Source organism: Photorhabdus heterorhabditis (assembly GCF_018448905.1).
Taxonomy (GTDB): Bacteria; Pseudomonadota; Gammaproteobacteria; order Enterobacterales; family Enterobacteriaceae; genus Photorhabdus; species Photorhabdus heterorhabditis.
In genome coordinates this window covers 168,245-187,539 of sequence record NZ_RCWA01000005.1, presented here as the reverse complement: position 1 = coordinate 187,539, position 19,295 = coordinate 168,245, and the positions used below count along the sequence as shown (strand labels likewise).

Annotated in this window: 19 protein-coding genes and 3 pseudogenes; 19 read left to right on the top strand and 3 right to left on the bottom strand. The window is 39.4% G+C overall.

Annotation, left to right across the window (positions count from 1 at the left end; translation table 11 throughout):
• The first annotated feature begins 260 nt into the window (after positions 1–260).
• The 5 genes and pseudogenes from EAE89_RS05340 to nadS all read left to right on the top strand — a co-directional run bounded on the left by EAE89_RS05340 (position 261) and on the right by nadS (position 3,968).
• Positions 261–2,567 carry a TonB-dependent hemoglobin/transferrin/lactoferrin family receptor gene (locus tag EAE89_RS05340; RefSeq protein ID WP_244866166.1) on the top strand — a complete coding sequence of 769 codons (2,307 nt, stop codon included), beginning with the start codon at positions 261–263 and terminating at the stop codon, positions 2,565–2,567.
• A gap of 119 nt (positions 2,568–2,686) precedes the next feature.
• Positions 2,687–3,205, top strand: a complete 519-nt coding sequence (locus tag EAE89_RS05335; RefSeq protein ID WP_214085472.1) for a sigma-70 family RNA polymerase sigma factor — start codon at positions 2,687–2,689, stop codon at positions 3,203–3,205.
• Positions 3,206–3,308: 103 nt separating this feature from the next.
• Positions 3,309–3,500: pseudogene (locus EAE89_RS05330) on the top strand (glycerophosphodiester phosphodiesterase family protein); the annotation flags it as partial.
• A 2-nt stretch (positions 3,501–3,502) separates the two neighbouring features.
• A pseudogene (locus tag EAE89_RS05325) lies at positions 3,503–3,682 on the top strand (type II toxin-antitoxin system RelE/ParE family toxin); the annotation flags it as partial.
• Position 3,683: 1 nt separating this feature from the next.
• Positions 3,684–3,968: a NadS family protein gene (nadS, locus tag EAE89_RS05320; RefSeq protein ID WP_214085471.1), complete on the top strand. Its 285-nt coding sequence runs from the start codon at positions 3,684–3,686 to the stop codon at positions 3,966–3,968.
• A gap of 241 nt (positions 3,969–4,209) precedes the next feature.
• On the opposite strand, the gene EAE89_RS05315 is transcribed toward nadS, so the two are convergent.
• Complete coding sequence (locus EAE89_RS05315) at positions 4,210–6,234, bottom strand: sigma 54-interacting transcriptional regulator (protein WP_244866164.1); 2,025 nt, start codon at positions 6,232–6,234, stop codon at positions 4,210–4,212.
• 264 nt (positions 6,235–6,498) lie between these two features.
• On the opposite strand from EAE89_RS05315, the gene EAE89_RS05310 reads away from it, so the two are divergent.
• The 14 genes and pseudogenes from EAE89_RS05310 to EAE89_RS05245 all read left to right on the top strand — a co-directional run bounded on the left by EAE89_RS05310 (position 6,499) and on the right by EAE89_RS05245 (position 17,654).
• Positions 6,499–6,981 carry an MSMEG_0572/Sll0783 family nitrogen starvation response protein gene (locus EAE89_RS05310; RefSeq protein WP_214085470.1) on the top strand — a complete coding sequence of 161 codons (483 nt, stop codon included), beginning with the start codon at positions 6,499–6,501 and terminating at the stop codon, positions 6,979–6,981.
• A 51-nt stretch (positions 6,982–7,032) separates the two neighbouring features.
• Complete coding sequence (locus EAE89_RS05305; RefSeq protein WP_214085469.1) at positions 7,033–8,040, top strand: Nit6803 family nitrilase; 1,008 nt, start codon at positions 7,033–7,035, stop codon at positions 8,038–8,040.
• Positions 8,041–8,063: 23 nt separating this feature from the next.
• The gene (locus EAE89_RS05300) at positions 8,064–9,143 is read left to right on the top strand and encodes an MSMEG_0568 family radical SAM protein (protein WP_214085468.1); all 1,080 of its coding nucleotides are present in this window, start codon (positions 8,064–8,066) and stop codon (positions 9,141–9,143) included.
• A gap of 12 nt (positions 9,144–9,155) precedes the next feature.
• Entirely contained in the window at positions 9,156–9,704 is a 549-nt protein-coding gene (locus EAE89_RS05295) for an MSMEG_0567/Sll0786 family nitrogen starvation N-acetyltransferase (RefSeq protein ID WP_054481126.1), read from the top strand.
• Positions 9,704–10,756: a sll0787 family AIR synthase-like protein gene (locus EAE89_RS05290; protein ID WP_188093293.1), complete on the top strand. Its 1,053-nt coding sequence runs from the start codon at positions 9,704–9,706 to the stop codon at positions 10,754–10,756. The genes EAE89_RS05295 and EAE89_RS05290 overlap by 1 nt, the downstream gene beginning before the upstream one ends.
• The gene (locus tag EAE89_RS05285; RefSeq protein WP_054481122.1) at positions 10,744–11,034 is read left to right on the top strand and encodes an MSMEG_0570 family nitrogen starvation response protein; all 291 of its coding nucleotides are present in this window, start codon (positions 10,744–10,746) and stop codon (positions 11,032–11,034) included. The genes EAE89_RS05290 and EAE89_RS05285 overlap by 13 nt, the downstream gene beginning before the upstream one ends.
• Positions 11,035–11,046: 12 nt before the next feature.
• Positions 11,047–12,384 (top strand): MSMEG_0569 family flavin-dependent oxidoreductase, encoded by a 1,338-nt coding sequence (locus tag EAE89_RS05280; RefSeq protein ID WP_214085467.1) that lies wholly within the window; start codon positions 11,047–11,049, stop codon positions 12,382–12,384.
• 476 nt (positions 12,385–12,860) lie between these two features.
• Positions 12,861–13,598 (top strand): class I SAM-dependent DNA methyltransferase, encoded by a 738-nt coding sequence (locus EAE89_RS05275; RefSeq protein WP_054481118.1) that lies wholly within the window; start codon positions 12,861–12,863, stop codon positions 13,596–13,598.
• Between the two features lie 1,042 nt (positions 13,599–14,640).
• Positions 14,641–15,471 carry a hypothetical protein gene (locus EAE89_RS05270; RefSeq protein WP_214085466.1) on the top strand — a complete coding sequence of 277 codons (831 nt, stop codon included), beginning with the start codon at positions 14,641–14,643 and terminating at the stop codon, positions 15,469–15,471.
• A complete protein-coding gene (locus EAE89_RS05265) occupies positions 15,461–15,862 on the top strand; it encodes a DUF1240 domain-containing protein (protein WP_214085465.1) in 402 nt (133 codons plus the stop codon). Before EAE89_RS05270 ends, EAE89_RS05265 begins: the two co-directional genes overlap by 11 nt.
• Before the next feature lie 37 nt (positions 15,863–15,899).
• Positions 15,900–16,301 carry a DUF1240 domain-containing protein gene (locus EAE89_RS05260; protein WP_188093294.1) on the top strand — a complete coding sequence of 134 codons (402 nt, stop codon included), beginning with the start codon at positions 15,900–15,902 and terminating at the stop codon, positions 16,299–16,301.
• A gap of 37 nt (positions 16,302–16,338) precedes the next feature.
• Positions 16,339–16,740 carry a DUF1240 domain-containing protein gene (locus EAE89_RS05255; protein WP_054481788.1) on the top strand — a complete coding sequence of 134 codons (402 nt, stop codon included), beginning with the start codon at positions 16,339–16,341 and terminating at the stop codon, positions 16,738–16,740.
• A gap of 37 nt (positions 16,741–16,777) precedes the next feature.
• A complete protein-coding gene (locus EAE89_RS05250) occupies positions 16,778–17,179 on the top strand; it encodes a DUF1240 domain-containing protein (RefSeq protein WP_149615986.1) in 402 nt (133 codons plus the stop codon).
• A gap of 37 nt (positions 17,180–17,216) precedes the next feature.
• A pseudogene (locus EAE89_RS05245) lies at positions 17,217–17,654 on the top strand (DUF1240 domain-containing protein).
• A gap of 335 nt (positions 17,655–17,989) precedes the next feature.
• Here EAE89_RS05245 and nqrM read toward each other — a convergent pair.
• Positions 17,990–18,217 carry a (Na+)-NQR maturation NqrM gene (nqrM, locus tag EAE89_RS05240; RefSeq protein WP_054477994.1) on the bottom strand — a complete coding sequence of 76 codons (228 nt, stop codon included), beginning with the start codon at positions 18,215–18,217 and terminating at the stop codon, positions 17,990–17,992.
• A gap of 13 nt (positions 18,218–18,230) precedes the next feature.
• Positions 18,231–19,259 carry an FAD:protein FMN transferase gene (locus EAE89_RS05235; RefSeq protein ID WP_422615503.1) on the bottom strand — a complete coding sequence of 343 codons (1,029 nt, stop codon included), beginning with the start codon at positions 19,257–19,259 and terminating at the stop codon, positions 18,231–18,233.
• Positions 19,260–19,295 lie beyond the last annotated feature (36 nt).

Genomic DNA, 19,295 nt, shown 5'->3' with positions numbered 1-19,295 from the left:
AACGATTGAAACGCTCAGAGCCTACGTTCAGAGTCAGTCAACGCCAGATTGATCTTTAAAGCCCTGCGGGCTTTTCGCCTTATATCCCCGCCCGCACTGGCCGAGGGTTTACGGCGTTTTTCGCTAAGTTCGGTTTTGAAAATCTTTTGATCAACAAGGCAAAAAATTAATACCGTTATTAATTTTTTCTGCCCGATTCTCTTTGTGAAGTGACCTACTAAGTATAGTTATTTTATTTAGTGATATTTCATGGGGTGATTATGACAATTAAAAATAGCCAGAAACTGCAAAAAAACTCCGCAACGACGACGACACCACAAATGAATCGTACGATTCATTATGTCTTATCAGGCATGATCGCTCTTAGTGCAGGTCTACCCAATCATCTGGCCGCACAGGAAAATGAATCCCAAAAGACCAGGGAAAAACCGGAGAAACCAGAAAAAATGCTCATATTTCCTGCACTTTCAGTTGTTAATGGCTTAAATAACAGCGTCAGTGCTGGCAGCTCAGTATTGAAAAAAGAGGATATTGAACGCACCCAGGCGGATAATATTGCCGAACTGCTTGATCAACTTCCCGGCGTTTCTATGTCGGGATCACCTCGTCCAGGCGGCCAAACTCTGAATATCTGGGGAATGGGTGATACAGAAGACGTTAAAGTCACCTTAGATGACGCACCGAAAGGCTTCGAGAAATATCGCCAAGGCTCTATCTTTATTGAGCCTGAATTAATCAAGCGAGTCGATGTCGATAAAGGCCCGCATAATCTACTTGATGGTAATGGCGGATTTGGCGGAACAGTCAAAGTTGTCACCAAAGATGCCAGTGATTTGTTACGGCCGGGAGAAGATTTTGGTGGATTGCTGAAATACAGTTATCACACCAACGACCAACAAAATATTTATAGCAGTGCAGTTTATGGCCGGACAATAGAAGGCTTCGCTGATGGCCTGTTATATATGAGTAAACGGGATGGCGGCAATATTAAACGCCCCGATGGTACCCACTTTGCTTTCTCTAAAAGTGATCAGGCATCTTATTTACTGAAAACGAATTTTTACCTAAACGATGCTAATACGTTGACACTTTCCGCTACGCGTTTTGATTCTGATGGCTGGCAACCCTGGGCAGCAAAGAGTAATGAAATAGCCGTTCCGTCAGAAGCCGAGGTTGAAAAATATGGTTGGAATGAAGCCTGGCGCCGGAAATTGGTTTATCGTGATCAAACAGACCAAAATTACACAACTAAATGGAATATTGCACCGGAAGATAATCTGTTACTTAACCTGACAGCAACCTATGCCTATTCGAAAACAGAGCAGCATGATAAACGCTCTGAAAAAGCCCATAACGGTTTTATTGGTTCATTGGGAAATGAAAGCTGGATCAACTATGTGGATAACTTAATAGATATAAATAACAAAAGTGATTTTATAACCGGACCAATAGAGCACACATTATTAGCTGGAGTTCGTTGGCATAAAAATCAACGTAATACCCTTATCCATGATAAAAGCAAAGACAAGAGACCTGAATATAATTATGGCTATTTTCAGCCAACCTATATGCCTTCTGGCGAGCAAAAAACGAATAGTTTCTATTTACAGGATACGATGGTTATCGGCAGTGTTACTGTGACACCCAGTGTTCGCTATGACCATATCACCAATATTGGCAAACCCAATATCGCGGCAATCTACAATGATAACTCACCGAATGTAGGTCATGATTACAGCAATGTCACCTATACTGGCTGGTCTCCTCATTTTGGTATCATGTGGAAAGCAACCCAAAACCTGTCACTATTTTCGGATATCAGCCGGACATGGCGCGCTCCGTTGGTGGATGAACAGTATGAAATGCAATATGCACAGGCAAGTATCACTGCCACCAGCCGTAATCTGGATGTAGAAAGAATGACAGGCTTACGCTTCGGTGCGATTCTGAATTTCAATAGCCTGCTAGCAGACCAAGATAGTTTGCAAATCCGTACAACGTTATTCCGTAATAGAGGCAAAGATGAAATATTTGTCCGTCGTGGAATAGTATGTAAATCACCGGATTGCGGAAAGCCTGTATCTAACTACCGTAATTTACCGGGATACACCATTCAGGGGCTGGAAATCGAGACTTTCTACGACAGCACTCATTTGTTCGGAAAACTGTCTTATTCAACTATCCGTGGTCAGAGAGATGCTTCACCACGCAATCCTTGGGGTAATAAAACTTGGATTGCGGAAATTCCACCCACTGCTGCCCGCACTATGTTAGGCATAAAAATCCCTCAATGGCAGATGGCAATAGGCTGGACCGGAGATTTTGTCCGTAAGCAAGATAGATCGCCTAAAGATGGAGATCCAATGGCAACACTCTGGTCAATACCCAAAAGCAAAGGTTATGCACTGCATGGTTTATTCGCTAGCTGGCAACCTGATTTTCAACAAGGTCTTGAAGCACGTGTAACAATAAATAATTTATTTAATCGCGATTATAAACCATACCTCAACGAATCTTTTTCAGGAATTGGACGTAATATTAAATTCAGTGTCTCCCAGAAGTTCTGATTTCTCACCTGATAGTTCCCTCTCTATGAGGGAACGTAACTTGATAACAATAACTTGACAACCAATGGCCATATAAAAATAATAATCATTATCATTTGTTAAGATTGTTAGAAATCATAATGCCAACGCAGAAAGCCACATCTGAGCCTAATAGTTTTACTCATCAATTTTATTCTGAGCATTATGACTGGTTATATAATTGGCTACTCCACAAAGTCCCTTGTCCCTGCCATGCAGAAGATCTAACCCAGGACACTTTCCTGAACATTCTGTCTCGCTCAAACGTATCAAATATCCGTCAGCCACGGCCTTTTCTGACAACCGTGGCCCGCTGCCTGATTGCCAATTATTACCGCAAGAGAAAAATTGAGGAAAACTATTTAGAGTATGTGAGCGCCATACCAGAAACGACTATGCCTTCTACAGAAAGCAAATTTGCTGTATTTGAACAACTTGAAAAATTAGAAATCACTCTTGATAAATTACCAAGCCGGGTAAAAAAAGCTTTTCTGTTAGCACAACTGCAAGGTCTACGTTACAACGAAATCGCTGATCAACTGCAAGTTTCTTCCAGTTCAGTAAAACAGTATTTACAACAAGCACATAACAAATGTAAAAAAATTCAAATTCTCACTTAAAATTTAAAAAAACCGTGTTATATTCAAAATTAATTTCATTAAGAAATTATTTATGGTGTTAATTATTTTAATTTAACTATAACTGGATATTATGGAGAAAATTATGCGACACGGAATTACCGCTACAATCCTACTTTGCTGCTCTGTCAGCGCTTTCGCAACAACACCACAAATTATCGCTCATCGTGCTGGTACGGGTGATGCACCTGAAAATACCGAGTACGCAATTTCCAAATCCCTGGAGAATAAAGCTGACGCTATCTGGATCACTGTTCAGCTTTCAAAAGATGGCATTAAATCAGAATGGCTATAGGTTCACAGGGAAAAAGCGGTAGTGCCAGAGTTATCTATCTTCTAGCGACTGAAGATATTATCTATCTGGTGATGGTTTATCCGAAAAGTAAAAAAGATAGCTTAACGGATGCCGAGAAAGCAGAACTGAAAAAACTAACAAAATTACTAAAAAATGAGGTGTAACATGAGTTTTTTTGACGAGTTGAAAGCATCCCTCGAAGAAGCAGTTGAAATTAAACAAGGTAATAAAGCTGCAGCGCGTGTGACCCAATACAAAGTTGCCGATGTTAAAGCCATCCGTGCTCAACTTAACATTTCACAGGCAGAGATGGCGGAGGCTTTAGGCACTAGCCTTGATACAATTAAAAGCTGGGAGCAGAAGCGTCGAAATCCGACAGGACTAGCGGCAAAAGTGTTAGCTATCATCCAGGACGACCCTAATTTCTATAAGGCTCTGGCGACGCATTGATTAGCCGTAGTTTCCTCTTGGCTTTCGATATTGATCCCCAAAATAGTACCGCACCTTAATTTATAAAAAGGTGTTAATACATATATACCCGTTATCTTTCAAGTTGCCTCTTGGTTGACTGCACTCACTTACCCCGGCCACAGAGTTATCTATGCTCCCGGGGATTCGCGCCCTTACCGTCGCGATCCATCTTGAAATCCATTGGGTATAAGGCGCATTTTCCAAACTCAAGATAAGCTTTTTAATAATCAATCCTCAATTTCTTTAAGCGTGAGATCAATGTCGTTGGGTTCATTCCCAACAATTTTGCTGCGCCATCATCACCGAAAATTTTCCCTTTGCATTGTTTAACGGCAAGAGAGAAATTTTTAATTTCCAAGTTTTTTAGTTGTTGCATGGTCAGCACGTCTTCGATTTGTTGAAGTTCATTATGAATATTCCGATGCAGAGTTTCATTTTGCGGTTGATCTTGTTCTAGCAAATATTGAAAGGAAACAGCGCCTTGTTTGGCTGTAATGAGTGCGCGTTCAATGACATTTTGCAGCTCACGAATATTACCAGGCCAGTCATATTGCTGTAGTCCTAAAATATGCTTTTGTGAAAATGGCAGATAATTAATTTTACGCTTGTCACAAATCAACTTCGTAAAGTGTGTAACCAAAAGCGGAATATCTTCTTTACGGTCACGTAAGGCAGGTGAATAAATCGGGAATACATTTAAACGGAAATACAGATCTTCACGAAAGCGTTTGTGTTTAACTTCTTCTTTTAAATTGCGGTTGGTAGCGGCAATAATCCGCACATTCACCTGCCGCGTTTTCTCTTCACCGACCCGCTCAAAGGTGCCTTCCTGCAATACACGCAATAATTTACTTTGTAGCTCGATAGGAATTTCGCCAATTTCATCTAAAAACAGTGTGCCCTGATCTGCCAATTCAAAACGTCCGGCACGATCACGCACAGCCCCAGTAAATGCACCTTTGACATGTCCGAAAAATTCACTTTCAAACAGTTCCGAAGGAATGGCGGCACAGTTGACCCGAATAAGTGGTTGCTGTTTACGGTGACTGGATTGGTGAATAGCCCGAGCAATCAGTTCCTTGCCTGTACCCGATTCACCATAAATCATTACATTAGCATCGGTTGGGGCAACCACCTTGATTTTTTCGATAATCTGTAAAATGGATGCACTACTACCAATAATTTCATGGTATTGATTTTCTTGTAAAATTTCTTCTTGCAGATATTCATTTTGCTGTTCCAGTCGGCTTTTTAAATCTTGCAATTCTTCAAGGGCATGGGTCAGTTGCCTTTCAGTATTCAGCCGATCAGTAATATTGCGGAACACCACTACCGCGCCAATAATTTCTCTGTCACGAATCACAGGGGTACTGGTAAATTCCACTGGAAAACAGCTGCCATCACGACGCCAAAAAATTTCCTGAACACCTTCATGCACAATACCGTCATGTACCGCCGCATAAATCGGGCACTCTTCTACAGAATAGTGTTCGCCATTTTCATGGGTATGGTGATGAATCTGATGGATATTATTACTCAGTACATCTTCAGGTTGCAGCCCCAACATTTTCGCCCCGACAGGGTTAATAAAGGTACACAAGCCTTGTTTGTTGATACTGTAAATACCGTCACCAACTGAACTCAGCAATAAATGCTTGCCTGTATCGGAATCAATAAACAGCTCTTGTAAAACTTGCTGTTCTTTTAAACCTGTGCCGATGACTTCATCAGCATTTTTATTGAGTTGGCGCTGTTCTAAATCTTTGACATCCACCAGCGACCATATCAGCAAGGTTTTATTTTTATAGGGCAATGAAATAGAAGTAATATCCAACTGGATTTTTTCACCATTTTTATCCAAGGTATACAGCTCATTGTTCCAGGCCCGACCTTTTACCAACGCTTCTTCGGTAAATGCCACAAGGTACGGCAGCTGTCTGAAATGACCAAAAATGGAAGTTACCGTTTTTTGAATAATTTCATGACGTTCATATCGTAATAATTGGGTGGCGCTAATATTCACATCAATAAATTGATTCAGGTGTGGATCTAACACAATTAATGCCTGTGGCGCGTGTTCAAACACCAACGGGCGAATCGAATTTTCAGAAACTACCCAGTCCGAGATAAAATCAGTCGTATTCATACTATGCCCGTCATCTTTCAAGTTGCCTCTTTGTTGGCTGCACTCACTCACCCCGGTCACAGAGTTATCTATGCTCCCGGGGATTCGCTCCCTTGCCATTGCGATCCATCTTGAAATCCATAGGGTATATGAAATTTCATAATTAAAGTTATGAAATTTCATAATACTACGAAAAATCGTAGCTCCCTAGCAGTTCTATTTATCTCCAAAAAAATATTTTTATAAAAATTAAATGTTATTTTTCAATTCGATAGTAATTAACCTCCGCCAAAAAGTATAACTTGGCACAACTCTCGCATTAATACAGTCAGACTAGACTACATGTTGGTTCATTCCCAAATAACATTGAACTAGGAGTTGGTTATGCCAAAGATCGATATTGAACAATATAAAGACGGCGATTTTCTTGTTGATTATGAGGAAAAAGTGTTTGAGGACGTCAAAGCCCAACCAGGTGAAAAGGCATTGGTGACTTTCCATACCGTTGCATTTGAAGGATCAATTGGACTGCTCAATGTGTTACAGGCAAAGCGTTTATTGCGTAAAGGCTTTGAAACCAAAATCTTGCTTTACGGCCCAGGTGTGCAGTTGGGTGTACAACGCGGTTTTCCAACTTTAGGGGCAGAAGCTTTTCCCGGTCATCTGGCCGTCAATAATCAGTTGAAAGCCTTTATGGCAGAAGGTGGCGAAGTCTATGCTTGCCGTTTTGCGTTGCAAGCGATGTATGGTCAAACCGAAAAAGCACTTATTCCAGGAATTCGTCCTATTAATCCATTAGATGTGATGGACTTAAAACTGCTGATGCGTCGTGACAATGCCTTAATCATTGATACTTGGACTGTCTAAGTCAACATAAACTATATCAAAAAGATAACGGGTATATAAGGGGATAAGGTTATGAACCGAATAATTAAAGCGGCCGCAGTGCAATGTAGTCCTGTGCTTTATAGTCAAGCCGCAACGGTAAAAAAAATCTGTGACATTATTTTAGAGCTTGGAAAACAAGGCGTGCAATTTGCAGTTTTTCCTGAAACCGTCGTGCCTTATTACCCTTATTTTTCCTTTGTACAACCGCCATTTGCCATGGGTAAAGAGCATTTAAAGCTGTTGAATGAATCGGTGGTTGTACCTTCCGAAGCAACCTTAACGATTGGTCAAGCCTGTCTTGAGGCCAACATGGTGGTGTCGATTGGCATTAATGAACGTGCAGGCAGTACGATTTACAACGCGCAACTGTTATTTGATGCTGATGGTTCAATCATTCAGCATCGCCGAAAAATTACCCCAACTTACCATGAACGAATGGTGTGGGGACAAGGTGATGGCAGCGGTTTACGTGCCATTAATTCTGCGGTGGGACGTATTGGTTCGCTGGCATGCTGGGAACATTACAACCCGTTGGCACGTTTTGCCTTAATGGCAGATGGTGAGCAAATTCATGCCGCCATGTTTCCTGGTTCGTTGGTAGGGCAAGTCTTTGCCGATCAAATCCGCGCCACCATTCAACACCATGCATTAGAGTCCGGCTGTTTTGTGATCAATGCCACCGCATGGTTGCATCCTGAACAGCAGCAGCAGATTATGCAGGATACTGGCTGTGATATCGGTCCAATTTCGGGAGGATGTTTTACCGCCATTGTCTCTCCCGAAGGCAAATTCCTGACTGAACCGGTTACACAAGGGGAAGGTTATTGCATTGCCGATCTGGACTTCAGCCTGATTGATAAACGCAAGCGTATGATGGATTCGATTGGACATTATAGCCGTCCTGAATTGCTCAGCCTATTGATTAATCGTCGTCCAACACAGGTATTACACGAACTGAAAGTTGAAACGTCAGATCAAAGTCATCCCGAAAAGCTCTCAAAACTCAATGAAAAACATGTCGAAACCGTATTGATGTAAACCTAATCGATAGGGGGTTAAAGATGTCTGCAATACAACTATTAACCGATTTGCAATGTAATGGTCTGAAATGGGAAGGCAAGTTTGGCTTGTCCCGTAAAGGCGGCGCTGGACCAAGTGATCATAAAGCGCTGAGCCTTGACGGGCAGACCATGATGATTCCGGTGCTGAACCTTGCAGCACAAGATTCTCCCTATACCGCCAAACCTGAACCGCACTCTGACAAAGTGATTGTCTTTAAAAACCGGATTCCTGTGGCGACCTTAACTGCGCCTGCACGGCCACGTTTTTACGATTTAAAAACCGCAGAAGGCATTGCCTACGAACAAATTGCCACCTTACATAGCCGTGATGTGCTGGCGACAACGGTGTTACAACATTGCATTCGTATGAAGGATAAGGCAACTGCCTGCCAATTTTGCTCGATTGATCAGTCATTAAAAGAGGGGCGAACCTTAATCCGTAAACGCCCGGAACAATTGGCTGAGGTAGCGAAAGCCGCCGTTGAGCTGGATGGCGTCAAGCAAATGGTGATCACCACCGGTACGCCAAACACAGGAGATCGTGGCGCCAAGATTTTATATGACTCAGTTAAAGCGATTAAGGCGCAAGTCGAGTTGCCAATACAGGTACAGTGCGAGCCACCTGATGATTTTGCCTGGTTTCAACGTTTAAAAGATGCAGGAGCGGTGTCGATTGGGATGCACCTAGAGGCAGTGAGCGAGCGTGTACGGCAGAAAATTATGCCGGGCAAAGCCGAAGTATCGTTGGAAAAATATTTCGCGGCATTTGAGGCCGCCGTCGCGGTGTTCGGTCGGGGACAGGTTAGTACCTACATTTTGGCTGGTTTGGGCGACACCGAACAGGAAATCGTGGAGATGACCGCCCAACTGACTGAAATTGGCGTGTATCCATTTGTGGTACCGTTTGTGCCGATTCAAGGTACACCATTAGAACATCATCCTAAACCGGCTCAAGCTTTTATGCAGTCGCTTTATCCAAAAATTGGACAACAACTCAAACAACATGGTTTGAACTCAGAAAACACTCAAGCAGGCTGCGCCAAATGTGGCGCTTGTTCTTCGCTGAAAGCGTATGAATAAGGAGAATGTGATATGGAACTTTCTCACTCTCCTTATGAAGGGCTAAAACAATTTCTTAGCGATGACATTGCCATCAAAATAGTGTCGGAAGATTGGGAGCGTCGCCAATATTATCGTTTGCGTGAAATAACCTTTCGCGATGAACAGAAAATCTTGCAAGAAGATCGTGACGAATACGATGTTAAAGCATTAGGTATCGTTGCCATTGAGAAGATGTTTGGTGAGCATGACCGAGTGATTGGTGCAGTACGGATCTTCCCTGATGGCGAACAAACGTGGTATGGCGGGCGTTTATGCGTAGAACCTTTATATCGGCGTCGCCACATCATTGGTAAAGCGTTAATCAATACCGCAGTATCCACCGCCAAAAACTTGGGATGTCGTACTTTCTTAGCCACCGTGCAAAGTCAAAACGAACGCTATTTCCAAAGGTTGTGTTGGGATAGTTTGCATCAGTTGACCGTTGCCAACATTCCGCATGTGTTGATGCAGGCACAGATTGAAAACTATCCGCTACCGCATGTCCCGATACAAGCCTATATGCAGAAGGAGACGCGCTGATGGAACTCAGTCAATTACTCGAAATGTTAAAACAGACACCCGCTATACAGTCTAAGCTGGCGATTGCTAACAGTGTTTCAATCAACACAACTTGCCATGTAAATTCATTGGATAGCTTATATGCCCATCCTGGAGATGACACGGCGGCGCTGTTGCTAAATGGTCAATATATATTGCACGCCTGTGAAGGCATGTTACCCAGTTTTGTGGCTAATCATCCTTATTTTGCAGGATGGTCAGCGGTCATGGCGAATATGAGTGATATTGCTGCAATGGGTGGGCGGGCATTATCAGTAGTGAATAGTTTGTGGCATACCAGTAGCGAACATGCCCAGTTATTAATGCAAGGTATGCAGGATGCTTGTCGTGCTTATGGTGTGCTATTGGTTGGCGGGCATACCCATCTTGGGGTCGTTTATCAGCCCACTTTATCCGTTGCGATTCAAGGTATAGCGCGAAAACTGCTCTCGGTATTACATGTCAAACCACAACAAAAAATTCTGATTGCTTTAAATTTGCAAGGACAATTCCACCCCGAGACCACTTATTGGAAATGCTTTGAGCGTGTGCCTGACCACATTTTACAGTCACAAATTGCCTTATTGCCGCAATTGGCAGAGGCAAATCTGGTTCATGCCGCCCGTGATATTAGCAATGCTGGCATCTTAGGCAGTTTATTGATGCTGCTCGAAGCCACGGCATCAGGGGCACATATTAACCTGGATGCCATGCCTAAACCTGATGATGTGGACTGGTTTAAATGGCTACAAATCTTCCCCAGTTTTGGTTTTCTACTGACTGCCGATGCAAATGAATGTGAAGACATTATCGAACTGTTTCATCGTCAGGGCATTACCTGCGCGGTGATTGGTGAAACCAATGTCAATGGTGTAGTTACCGTACAGCAACAGCAGCAATACGACATATTTTGGGATTTTAACCACCAGGTGTTTACCGGTTTTTGTTATGCCGATGCTTTAAAAAAGTTACCGGCTCAATCCGTACAGATTAAACCTCAAAGTCAGCAGGAGTCTATGTTATGCCCAGTGTGAATTTTACTGTGAAATGGCCTGATGGGAAGTTGACTCAATATTACTCACCCTCAACGGTGATTTATGAATATCTATCTATTGGACAACCTTATCCAAGTACGCAATTCTTGCATCAAGTTGAAAATGGTCTGCATGCCGCATCGGAAAGGGTACGGGCACGTTATGGCTTTTTCTGTAGTTCGGCCATGGACAATCTGGCGCTGATCAAACGCCAGGCCAAACTCTTCGGGCTAAATCCAGAAGATCAAATTGAAGTGATTGAAATGACGAATCAATGAGAGGGATATTCCATGTTAAGTATCCAAAATCAAATGTTACAGCCCAATTATGATGTGGTGATTGTTGGTGGTGGTCAGGCTGGTTTATGTATCAGTCATTATTTACAAACAGCAGGCATTGACCATGTGATATTGGAAAAAGAATCCGAGTTAACTCATAGCTGGCGTCGTAAACGTTGGGATAATTTTACCTTAGTAACACCGAACTGGCAGTGTTTATTGCCTGAACATCCTTATCAAGGGAACGACCCCGACGGTTTTATGACAAAGCCTGAGATTGTGGCCTATCTTGACGAATTTATTGAAAAAACCCATCCTCCTGCCATTTTAAATATTCAGGTAGAACACGTGAAAAAAGTGGCCGCACATCAGTTTGTCATTAAAACCAATCACGGCACAACCACAGCCAAACAGCTTGTCGTTGCAGCAGGTGGGTATCACACCCCGATTTATCCAAAACTCAGTGATGCCTTGCCAGAGCATGTGAAAGTGATGCATTCGGAAGAATATTTAAATGTAGATCAACTGCCTAAAGGTGCGGTGTTGGTGGTCGGGTCAGGGCAATCCGGTGCACAAATTGCCGAAGATTTACATCTGGCAGGCAAAAAAGTCTATTTATCGACAGGCAATGCCCCACGTTGTGCTCGCTTTTATCGCGGCAAAGATGTAGTGAAATGGCTGTTTGATATGGGTTATTACGAAACGACTGTCAAAAATCATCGTTACTGTGAAGAAGTACGTAACAGTACCAACCACTATGTTACAGGGAGAGATGGTGGGCGTGATATTGACCTGCGTAAATTTGCCTTAGAAGGAATGCAATTGTTCGGACATTTTGATGACTTTAAAGAGGGTCAATTCTGGTTTAAACCTAATTTATCAGAAAACCTAGACAGTGCTGATGATACTTATAATCGCATTAATGCCTCGATTGATGAGTATGTAGAGAAAAACAATATTACTACCGATGAACCTGCCTCGGTGTATCAATCGGTTTGGCAGCCTGAGCGGGAAATCACACACATTGATTTAGCAAAAGAAAATATCACTTCGGTGATTTGGTGTATTGGTTTTAGACCAGATTATTCCTGGATTGATTTAGATATTTTTCAAACCAATGGTTATCCAGAACATGACCGTGGTATTACCATTGATCCGGATGTCACGTTTATTGGTTTACCGTGGTTATATACATGGGGTTCTGGACGTTTTCTGGGAATCGATCAGGATGCCGCTTACGTAGTGCAACATATTGAGCAACAAATAAATCAGCAAAATATACATATGCCCCCTACGCTGATCAAAGGTGCTAAATCTGAAATCAAAGATAAAAGAATATCTCAAATGTGAAATTCCTAACTTCACCTGACAGAGGATTTTTAAACTCGCTAAGGTGAGTAGAACGGTCAGATCACTCTGGTCATTCTACTCACCCTGGACTTTATCAAGAGCCTGTCTCACCCTGAGGCTGAAAAAGCCGGCACGAAAGAAAGACATGATGGTACGAATACATTAAAGGACAAAGTATAACGACGGATTATTGGTATTTCTCTATTGTTTAATGCTGAGAATATCGCTCATTTCAACAATTAATGATATGACATAATTATTATAAGAATAATAGTTCCCAAAAAAATATCATAAGTGTCTTATATTTAATCCCTGACATTTACCCGAAAATTAACCAATATAAAAATCATATCTAATTCATCACTAATGTATTAACATATAATAAGAAAAAACTTTCAGTAATTATTAAATTCATACTAAATAATACATCTCTTCGACAAATAAAGTACTTTGGCCTTTATCTAAGGATAAAAAACATGAAAAATGACGCTTTATATGACCCTATTGCACATCTTTACGAGAGCTTTTCAGACAGTACTGACCATATCAAAGTAGAAATCAGAACTATGTTCGATCTGGCAGGAGATATACACGGGAAATCAGTGTTAGATTTAGCCTGTGGATATGGTCTTTTTAGTCGAGAATACAAAAATCGTGGTGCGTCAAAAGTCATTGGAGTCGATATATCAGAGAACATGATAGCCATTGCGAAAAGCAAATCACAACAATACGGTGACGACATCGAATTTCACGTAAGAAATGTCTGCAAAATGGAGTCATTTGGCAAATTTGATATAGTCAATGCAGCCTGGTTATTCTGCCATGCAGAATCTCTTGAAGACCTTGAAACTATGTTTCGTGTTATTGCCGAGCATCTCAAACCTTCCGGTAAATTAATTGCGTATACCTTTGAACCTGATTGTCAATTAGAAAAAGTTAATTATGAGAATTATGGTATAAAAATTCTGAGTAAAGAGCCTGTGAAAGACACAACTTTCGTGAGAGCTGAATTTCTTACCACACCACCCAGCCCTTTCACTATGTATCATTGGAGTCGTGAGCAATATCAAACAGCGATCCAAAAAGCGGGGTTCAAACAATTTAGATGGCAAAAACCCATGCTATTAAAAAGCGATATTGAGGCTCATCCCCAAGGTTTTTGGGATGATTTTCAACGAAATTGCCTTGATACAGCTCTTATTTGTCAATTTTAACCAGATAATCCCCTGATCTGCGGTCTTTCCTATACAAATCCCCCGATTAAAAATCGAGGGATTTTTTTGAATTTCCCTCGTCCCGCCAGACAACTCTTCCAGACCTCCAACCTGACCATTTAAAAGCGTGAATATACCTGTTATCTTTCAAGTTGCCTCTTTGTTAGCTGCACTCACTCACCCCGGTCACAGAGTTATCTATGCTCCCGGGGATTCGCTCCCTTGCCGTCGCGATCCATCTTGAAATCTATTGGGTATATAAAGAGATTAAAACTTTCATATGAACAGGCTAATTTAATTCAAAAAATGAAATTTTCAAACAAATAGTAAATTATGTTTAATATAAATTAATTAAACATTAAAAAAGAATTGAAAATAAATCAGCAAGAAAAAAATACAATATAAATAGATTCATATTAAAATATTTTCTCGCCGTTATTTTACGAAGCAAACCACGATGATTATACTTAATAAAAAGCAACCCTTTCTTTCCGAAAAAAGGATAAATAAGTAGATAAATAGCTTTAATACCGGGGTTCCTTTCTAAAGCACTGAGGCTTTTATTTACCTGTTCGAGTTAATCGTTTTGTTTGTCTGAAAGGGTTGGGAAAACAGAATTTAAAGCATTTTATTTTATCATTTTCATACTTATATATTCATTCTCACCTCATCAGGTTAAATCAGATTTAGATGGGAGGCTTTGCTCTGTTACTCAGTTTTAAGCATGATAAAAGCCTAAGCCTGTAAAGGGTTTGAGTTATTATATAATCGATGTGGCTTTTTTTTACACAATGATGTTATACTCAAATTGGAAACTCCATCCGTTAAATACCGATGTGACAATTTTTGATTTTAAGAATATTAAAGGAAGTTTCACGATGACATATATACCCAATAGATTTCAAGATGCATCGCGACGGCAAGGGAGCGAATCCCCGGGAGCATAGATAACTCTGTGACCGGGGTGAGTGAGTGCAGCCAACAAAGAGGCAACTTGAAAGATAACAGGTATAAAAGATACAGGCCCTCTTGGGAAGGTTATATGGGGGACTTTCTAACAGGTAATGTTGGAATTAATCAATTTAGGGATCAATATCAGCTCTTTGATACGATTGATCTTGAGAAACAGTTAAACGAGAATACAACATATATTGCACTGCTATCCTTAGAAGAAGCGAAAAATGTTTTAGCGGATATTGATTCGCCAAAACCCAAAAGCCCATTTATGAAGAAAGTGTTTTCGGTTGCCGATCCCATATCACTCTATGCAGGTAATATACGCGACGCTTTTGACTTTACAAATGTAGTAAGAGAATTTAAAAGATTAGGAATTAAAGCCACAGAGTATGTTGGTAAACATGGGCAAAAATATATTAAAATTTCAGGTCATGCGGGGCTTAGAAAAATCATCACGGCTTCGAGATACAGCGCTTCTAATATGAAGATAATATCTATGGGGATAGGGCAACAAGGAATAAACAGTGGCATAGTTAAAGGAGTTAAATTCAGTATATTATTTGCCGCAGCTTATCGAACGGTTGAATATATCTTTAAGGATGAATACACACTGGCTGATTTCTTAGGCAATATTGCAGTAGATCTGGCTAAGGCGGCAGTAGGGGCTTTTGCTTCCTGGGTTGTAGGCGTTGCTCTTTCATTTTCATTTGTGACAGGTGGTAGTGTAATTGTTGTGGCTGGTGCAATGCTTGCTATAGGTGTTGCGACGGTATATTCACTTGATTTTTTAGATAAAAAATTTAAAATTAGTGAAACTGTGATTAATTTAATCAAAACAGAAATAGAGAGAAAACCAAGAACACCAGAAGCTAATTTCAATCAATTTCTTCATAACTGGGTGAAATATGGAAAATAAGAAAAATATCATACCAATAATCTGTGCTCTTGCTATTTTTATTTTATCGTCATGTACTTTCTTTTTGACAGGAGAGAATTTGATTTCTTTAATTAAAATGGATGAGAAAATAACATTCTCAGGTCCTGTTTTTATAATATTTTTTTCTTTTCCTTTTATTTCGTATCTTATGATTCTATCTATTCGTGTTAATATAACTGGCCGTTACCCTAAGCATCATGATACCTATGTTAAATACACAGCCGTAATAGCTTTTTCTTCATTTATTTTAAGTTTTCCTCTATCTTTTTATGTGGATTATAAATTAAAAAGTGAGAATTATTTGGTATGTAAAAGAATATCCTGGGCGTCACCTAATACCTATGTAAAAAATATTAAGCTATGTGATTAATATTATTGTGTTTAATTTCTTCATAACTGGGTGAATTATGGTAAATAAAAAAAAGATCCTGCATATTATAGGCGCTTTTTCTTTTATTATTCTAACGTTATTTACTTTTTTTTCTAGCGGAGAAAATTTAATTTCCTTAGTTAAAATGGAAGATAAAATAACATTCTCAGGTCCTGTTTTTATAATATTCTTTTCTTTTCCCCTGCTTTCATATAGCATGATTTTTGTTATTTACTTTAATATAACTGGCCGTTGCCCAAAATATCACGATAATTTTATTAAATGTTTTGGGATGATAACTGTCATCTCATTTTTTTCGAGTTTCCCCCTATCTTTTTATGTGGATTACAAATTAAAAAGTGAGAATTATTTGGTATGTAAAAGAATATCCTGGGCGTCACCTAATACCTATGTAAAAAACATTAAGCTATGTGATTAATATTATTGTGTTTAATTTCTTCATAACTGGGTGAATTATGGTAAATAAAAAAAAGATCCTACATATTATAGGCGCTTTTTCTTTTATTATTCTAACGTTATTTACTTTTTTTTCTAGCGGAGAAAATTTAATTTCCTTAGTTAAAATGGAAGATAAAATAATATTCTCAGGTCCTGTTTTTATGCTATTTTTTGCTTTTCCTTTCCTTTCATACTTTATAGTTTCTGTTATTTTCCTTAATATAAAAAATCGCTGGCCAAAACATCACGATAATTTTATTAAATGTTTTGGGATGATAACTATCATCTCATTTTTTTCGAGTTTCCCCCTATCTTTTTATGTGGATTATAAATTAAAAAGTGAGAATTATTTGGTATGTAAAAGAATATCCTGGGCGTCACCTAATACCTATGTAAAAGACATTAAACTATGTGATTAATATTATTGTGTTTAATTTCTGCATAACTGGAGGGGTTATGATAAATAAAAAAAAGATTATGCATATCATCAGCGCTTTTACTATTTTTATTTTAGCGCTATCAGGTTTCTTTTTGACTGGGGGAAATTTAATTTCCTTAGTTAAAATGGAAGATAAAATAACATTCTCAGGTCCTGTTTTTATAATATTTTTTTCTTTTCCTTTTCTTTCATACCTTATAGTTTCTGTTATTTTCCTTAATATAACAAATCGCTATCCGAAACATTACGATAGTTTAATTAACTATTTTTTGGTGATAGCTATTGTTTCATTTATTTTAAGTTTACCCCTATCTTTTTATGTGGATTATAAATTAAAAAGTGAGAATTATTTGGTATGTAAAAGAATATCCTGGGCGTCACCTAATACCTATGTAAAAAACATTAAGCTATGTGATTAATATTATTGCGTTTAATTTATTAATAACTGGGTGAACTATGGAAAATAAGAAAAATATCTTACCAATAATCTGTGCCATTGCTATTTTTATTTTTATTTTTATTTTTATTTTTATTTTTATTTTTATTTTAGCGCTATCAGGTTTCTTTTTAACTGGGTAAAATTTAATTTCTTTAGTTAAAATGGAAGATAAAATAACATTCTCAGGTCATGTTTTTATAATATTTTTCTCTTTTCCTTTGATTTCATATCATATGGTTTTAGTTATTATTGTTTATATAACTGGTAGTTATCCTAAGCATCATGATACCTATGTTAAATATTCAGCCGTAATAGCTTTTTCTTCATTTATTTTAAGTTTTCCTCTATCTTTTTATGTGGATTATAAATTAAAAAGTGAGAATTATTTGGTATGTAAAAGAATATCCTGGGCGTCGCCTAATACCTATGTAAAAAACATTAAGCTATGTGATTAATATTATTGTGTTTAATTTATTAATAACTGGGGTAATTATGGTAAATAAAAAAGATCTTGTAAATACCCGATTAAACTCACTTTACACTGTTTTAATCGGTCACATTTAATCTGACATCCATTCTTGATAGTTGTCAGCTCAGCTAAACGTGGTTTCGTATACGTTTTAATAACTCTGCATAGTAACATATCGCTACTTTTCGAATCATTTTCGCGCCCTGTTAACACTTAAATCTCCATTCAATCCACTTTTTATCCCTATCTCCCCCAAATACTAAAAGTTCGCTTTGCTCTCAATTAGTATTCAGGAAAGAGAATTCCGCAAATTCGTTAAACTCAGATAATCCGACGTTTCTCTAATTGAATCTGCCGAGCCGCTTCACGCGCCATTCGCTTTTTACGAGCATCACAAGGTTCTGGACAATCACAGACTTTCTCTACGCCAATGCTGCCTAAACCACCACAACTCCCTTGTATGCTTTTACGTTTAATCATATAGCCCAACGACATTCCCGCAAAAGCCAGCAGGAAAAAGACGAAGGCTGCAATAAATACTTTCAGCACTTCTTTCCCCTTCTCATTGATTTTTCTGTAGGTATGGCTCAAAGGCTTTACTGTAACGCTCTTCAAAACCTTTCTTCGTTTTTATAATCATAAAAACTGGGATATTAAGTTTTTCTGCTACTTCCATCCCTTTTTCCGGCCCTAAAACATTCAGTCCGGTAGAAAGCCCATCAGCGCTCATGCAAACTGGAGCAATCACCGTAATAGAGACTAAATTATGAGAAATAGGGTTCCCTGTTTTTGGGTCAATCGTATGTGAATAACGCACACCATCTTGCTCAAAGTAATTACGGTAATCACCAGAAGTCGCTATCGACATATCCCCAGGCGTTATTACTTCCTGAGCACTTTGTGCCATTCCGGTGTCAGATGGCTTTTCAATCGCAATCCGCCACGCCAGATCTTTACCATTATGGCCTGATGTACGGACTTCACCACCAATATCAACCATATAATCTTTGATATCTTGGGATTCCAGATATTCAGCAACAACATCTACACCATAACCTTTAGCAATAGATGACAAATCGACATACAGCTCTGGAACGGTTTTAATCAGGTTATTGCCTTCTACCGCCAGTTTCTCAATCCCTGTCCATTCACGGCGTTTTTCTAATTCATTCTCAGAAGGTGCTTTCGTCACACGACCTTCAGGACCAAAACCCCATAAATTAACCAATGGGCCAACCGTCACATCTAATGCACCATCCGTCAATTTACTAATATGAATCGCTTCCTTAACGACTTTGGCCGTCGCTGGCGATACAGGGAATGGTTTATTAATTTCACGACTTTGATTAAAACGACTCAATTCAGAATCAGGGCGATAAGTCGACATCTGGTCGTTAACTTCTTCCAGCAAACGATCAATCTCTTTTTGCAGCGTTTCTGGTGAAGGGGCCGATGAATTTGTAACAAATTTGATGGAGTAGTAAGTCCCCATCGTTTGCCCATTAATATTTTTCTGTTCCAAACCACCACATGATGCCAACAGCAACACTGCAAACGTTAACGCTATCCAGCTATTTATCTTTTTACGCACAATATTAATTACTCTTCTGAATCGTTAGCGCCCACA

Bases quoted from the DNA above. Each gene is read 5' to 3' on its own strand.
- EAE89_RS05340 (WP_244866166.1), top strand. From the start codon at position 261: ATGACAATTAAAAATAGCCAGAAACTGCAAAAAAACTCCGCAACGACG.
- EAE89_RS05335 (WP_214085472.1), top strand. From the start codon at position 2,687: ATGCCAACGCAGAAAGCCACATCTGAGCCTAATAGTTTTACTCATCAA.
- nadS (WP_214085471.1), top strand. From the start codon at position 3,684: ATGAGTTTTTTTGACGAGTTGAAAGCATCCCTCGAAGAAGCAGTTGAA.
- EAE89_RS05315 (WP_244866164.1), bottom strand. From the start codon at position 6,234: ATGGCAAGGGAGCGAATCCCCGGGAGCATAGATAACTCTGTGACCGGG.
- EAE89_RS05310 (WP_214085470.1), top strand. From the start codon at position 6,499: ATGCCAAAGATCGATATTGAACAATATAAAGACGGCGATTTTCTTGTT.
- EAE89_RS05305 (WP_214085469.1), top strand. From the start codon at position 7,033: ATGAACCGAATAATTAAAGCGGCCGCAGTGCAATGTAGTCCTGTGCTT.
- EAE89_RS05300 (WP_214085468.1), top strand. From the start codon at position 8,064: ATGTCTGCAATACAACTATTAACCGATTTGCAATGTAATGGTCTGAAA.
- EAE89_RS05295 (WP_054481126.1), top strand. From the start codon at position 9,156: ATGGAACTTTCTCACTCTCCTTATGAAGGGCTAAAACAATTTCTTAGC.
- EAE89_RS05290 (WP_188093293.1), top strand. From the start codon at position 9,704: ATGGAACTCAGTCAATTACTCGAAATGTTAAAACAGACACCCGCTATA.
- EAE89_RS05285 (WP_054481122.1), top strand. From the start codon at position 10,744: ATGCCCAGTGTGAATTTTACTGTGAAATGGCCTGATGGGAAGTTGACT.
- EAE89_RS05280 (WP_214085467.1), top strand. From the start codon at position 11,047: ATGTTAAGTATCCAAAATCAAATGTTACAGCCCAATTATGATGTGGTG.
- EAE89_RS05275 (WP_054481118.1), top strand. From the start codon at position 12,861: ATGAAAAATGACGCTTTATATGACCCTATTGCACATCTTTACGAGAGC.
- EAE89_RS05270 (WP_214085466.1), top strand. From the start codon at position 14,641: ATGGGGGACTTTCTAACAGGTAATGTTGGAATTAATCAATTTAGGGAT.
- EAE89_RS05265 (WP_214085465.1), top strand. From the start codon at position 15,461: ATGGAAAATAAGAAAAATATCATACCAATAATCTGTGCTCTTGCTATT.
- EAE89_RS05260 (WP_188093294.1), top strand. From the start codon at position 15,900: ATGGTAAATAAAAAAAAGATCCTGCATATTATAGGCGCTTTTTCTTTT.
- EAE89_RS05255 (WP_054481788.1), top strand. From the start codon at position 16,339: ATGGTAAATAAAAAAAAGATCCTACATATTATAGGCGCTTTTTCTTTT.
- EAE89_RS05250 (WP_149615986.1), top strand. From the start codon at position 16,778: ATGATAAATAAAAAAAAGATTATGCATATCATCAGCGCTTTTACTATT.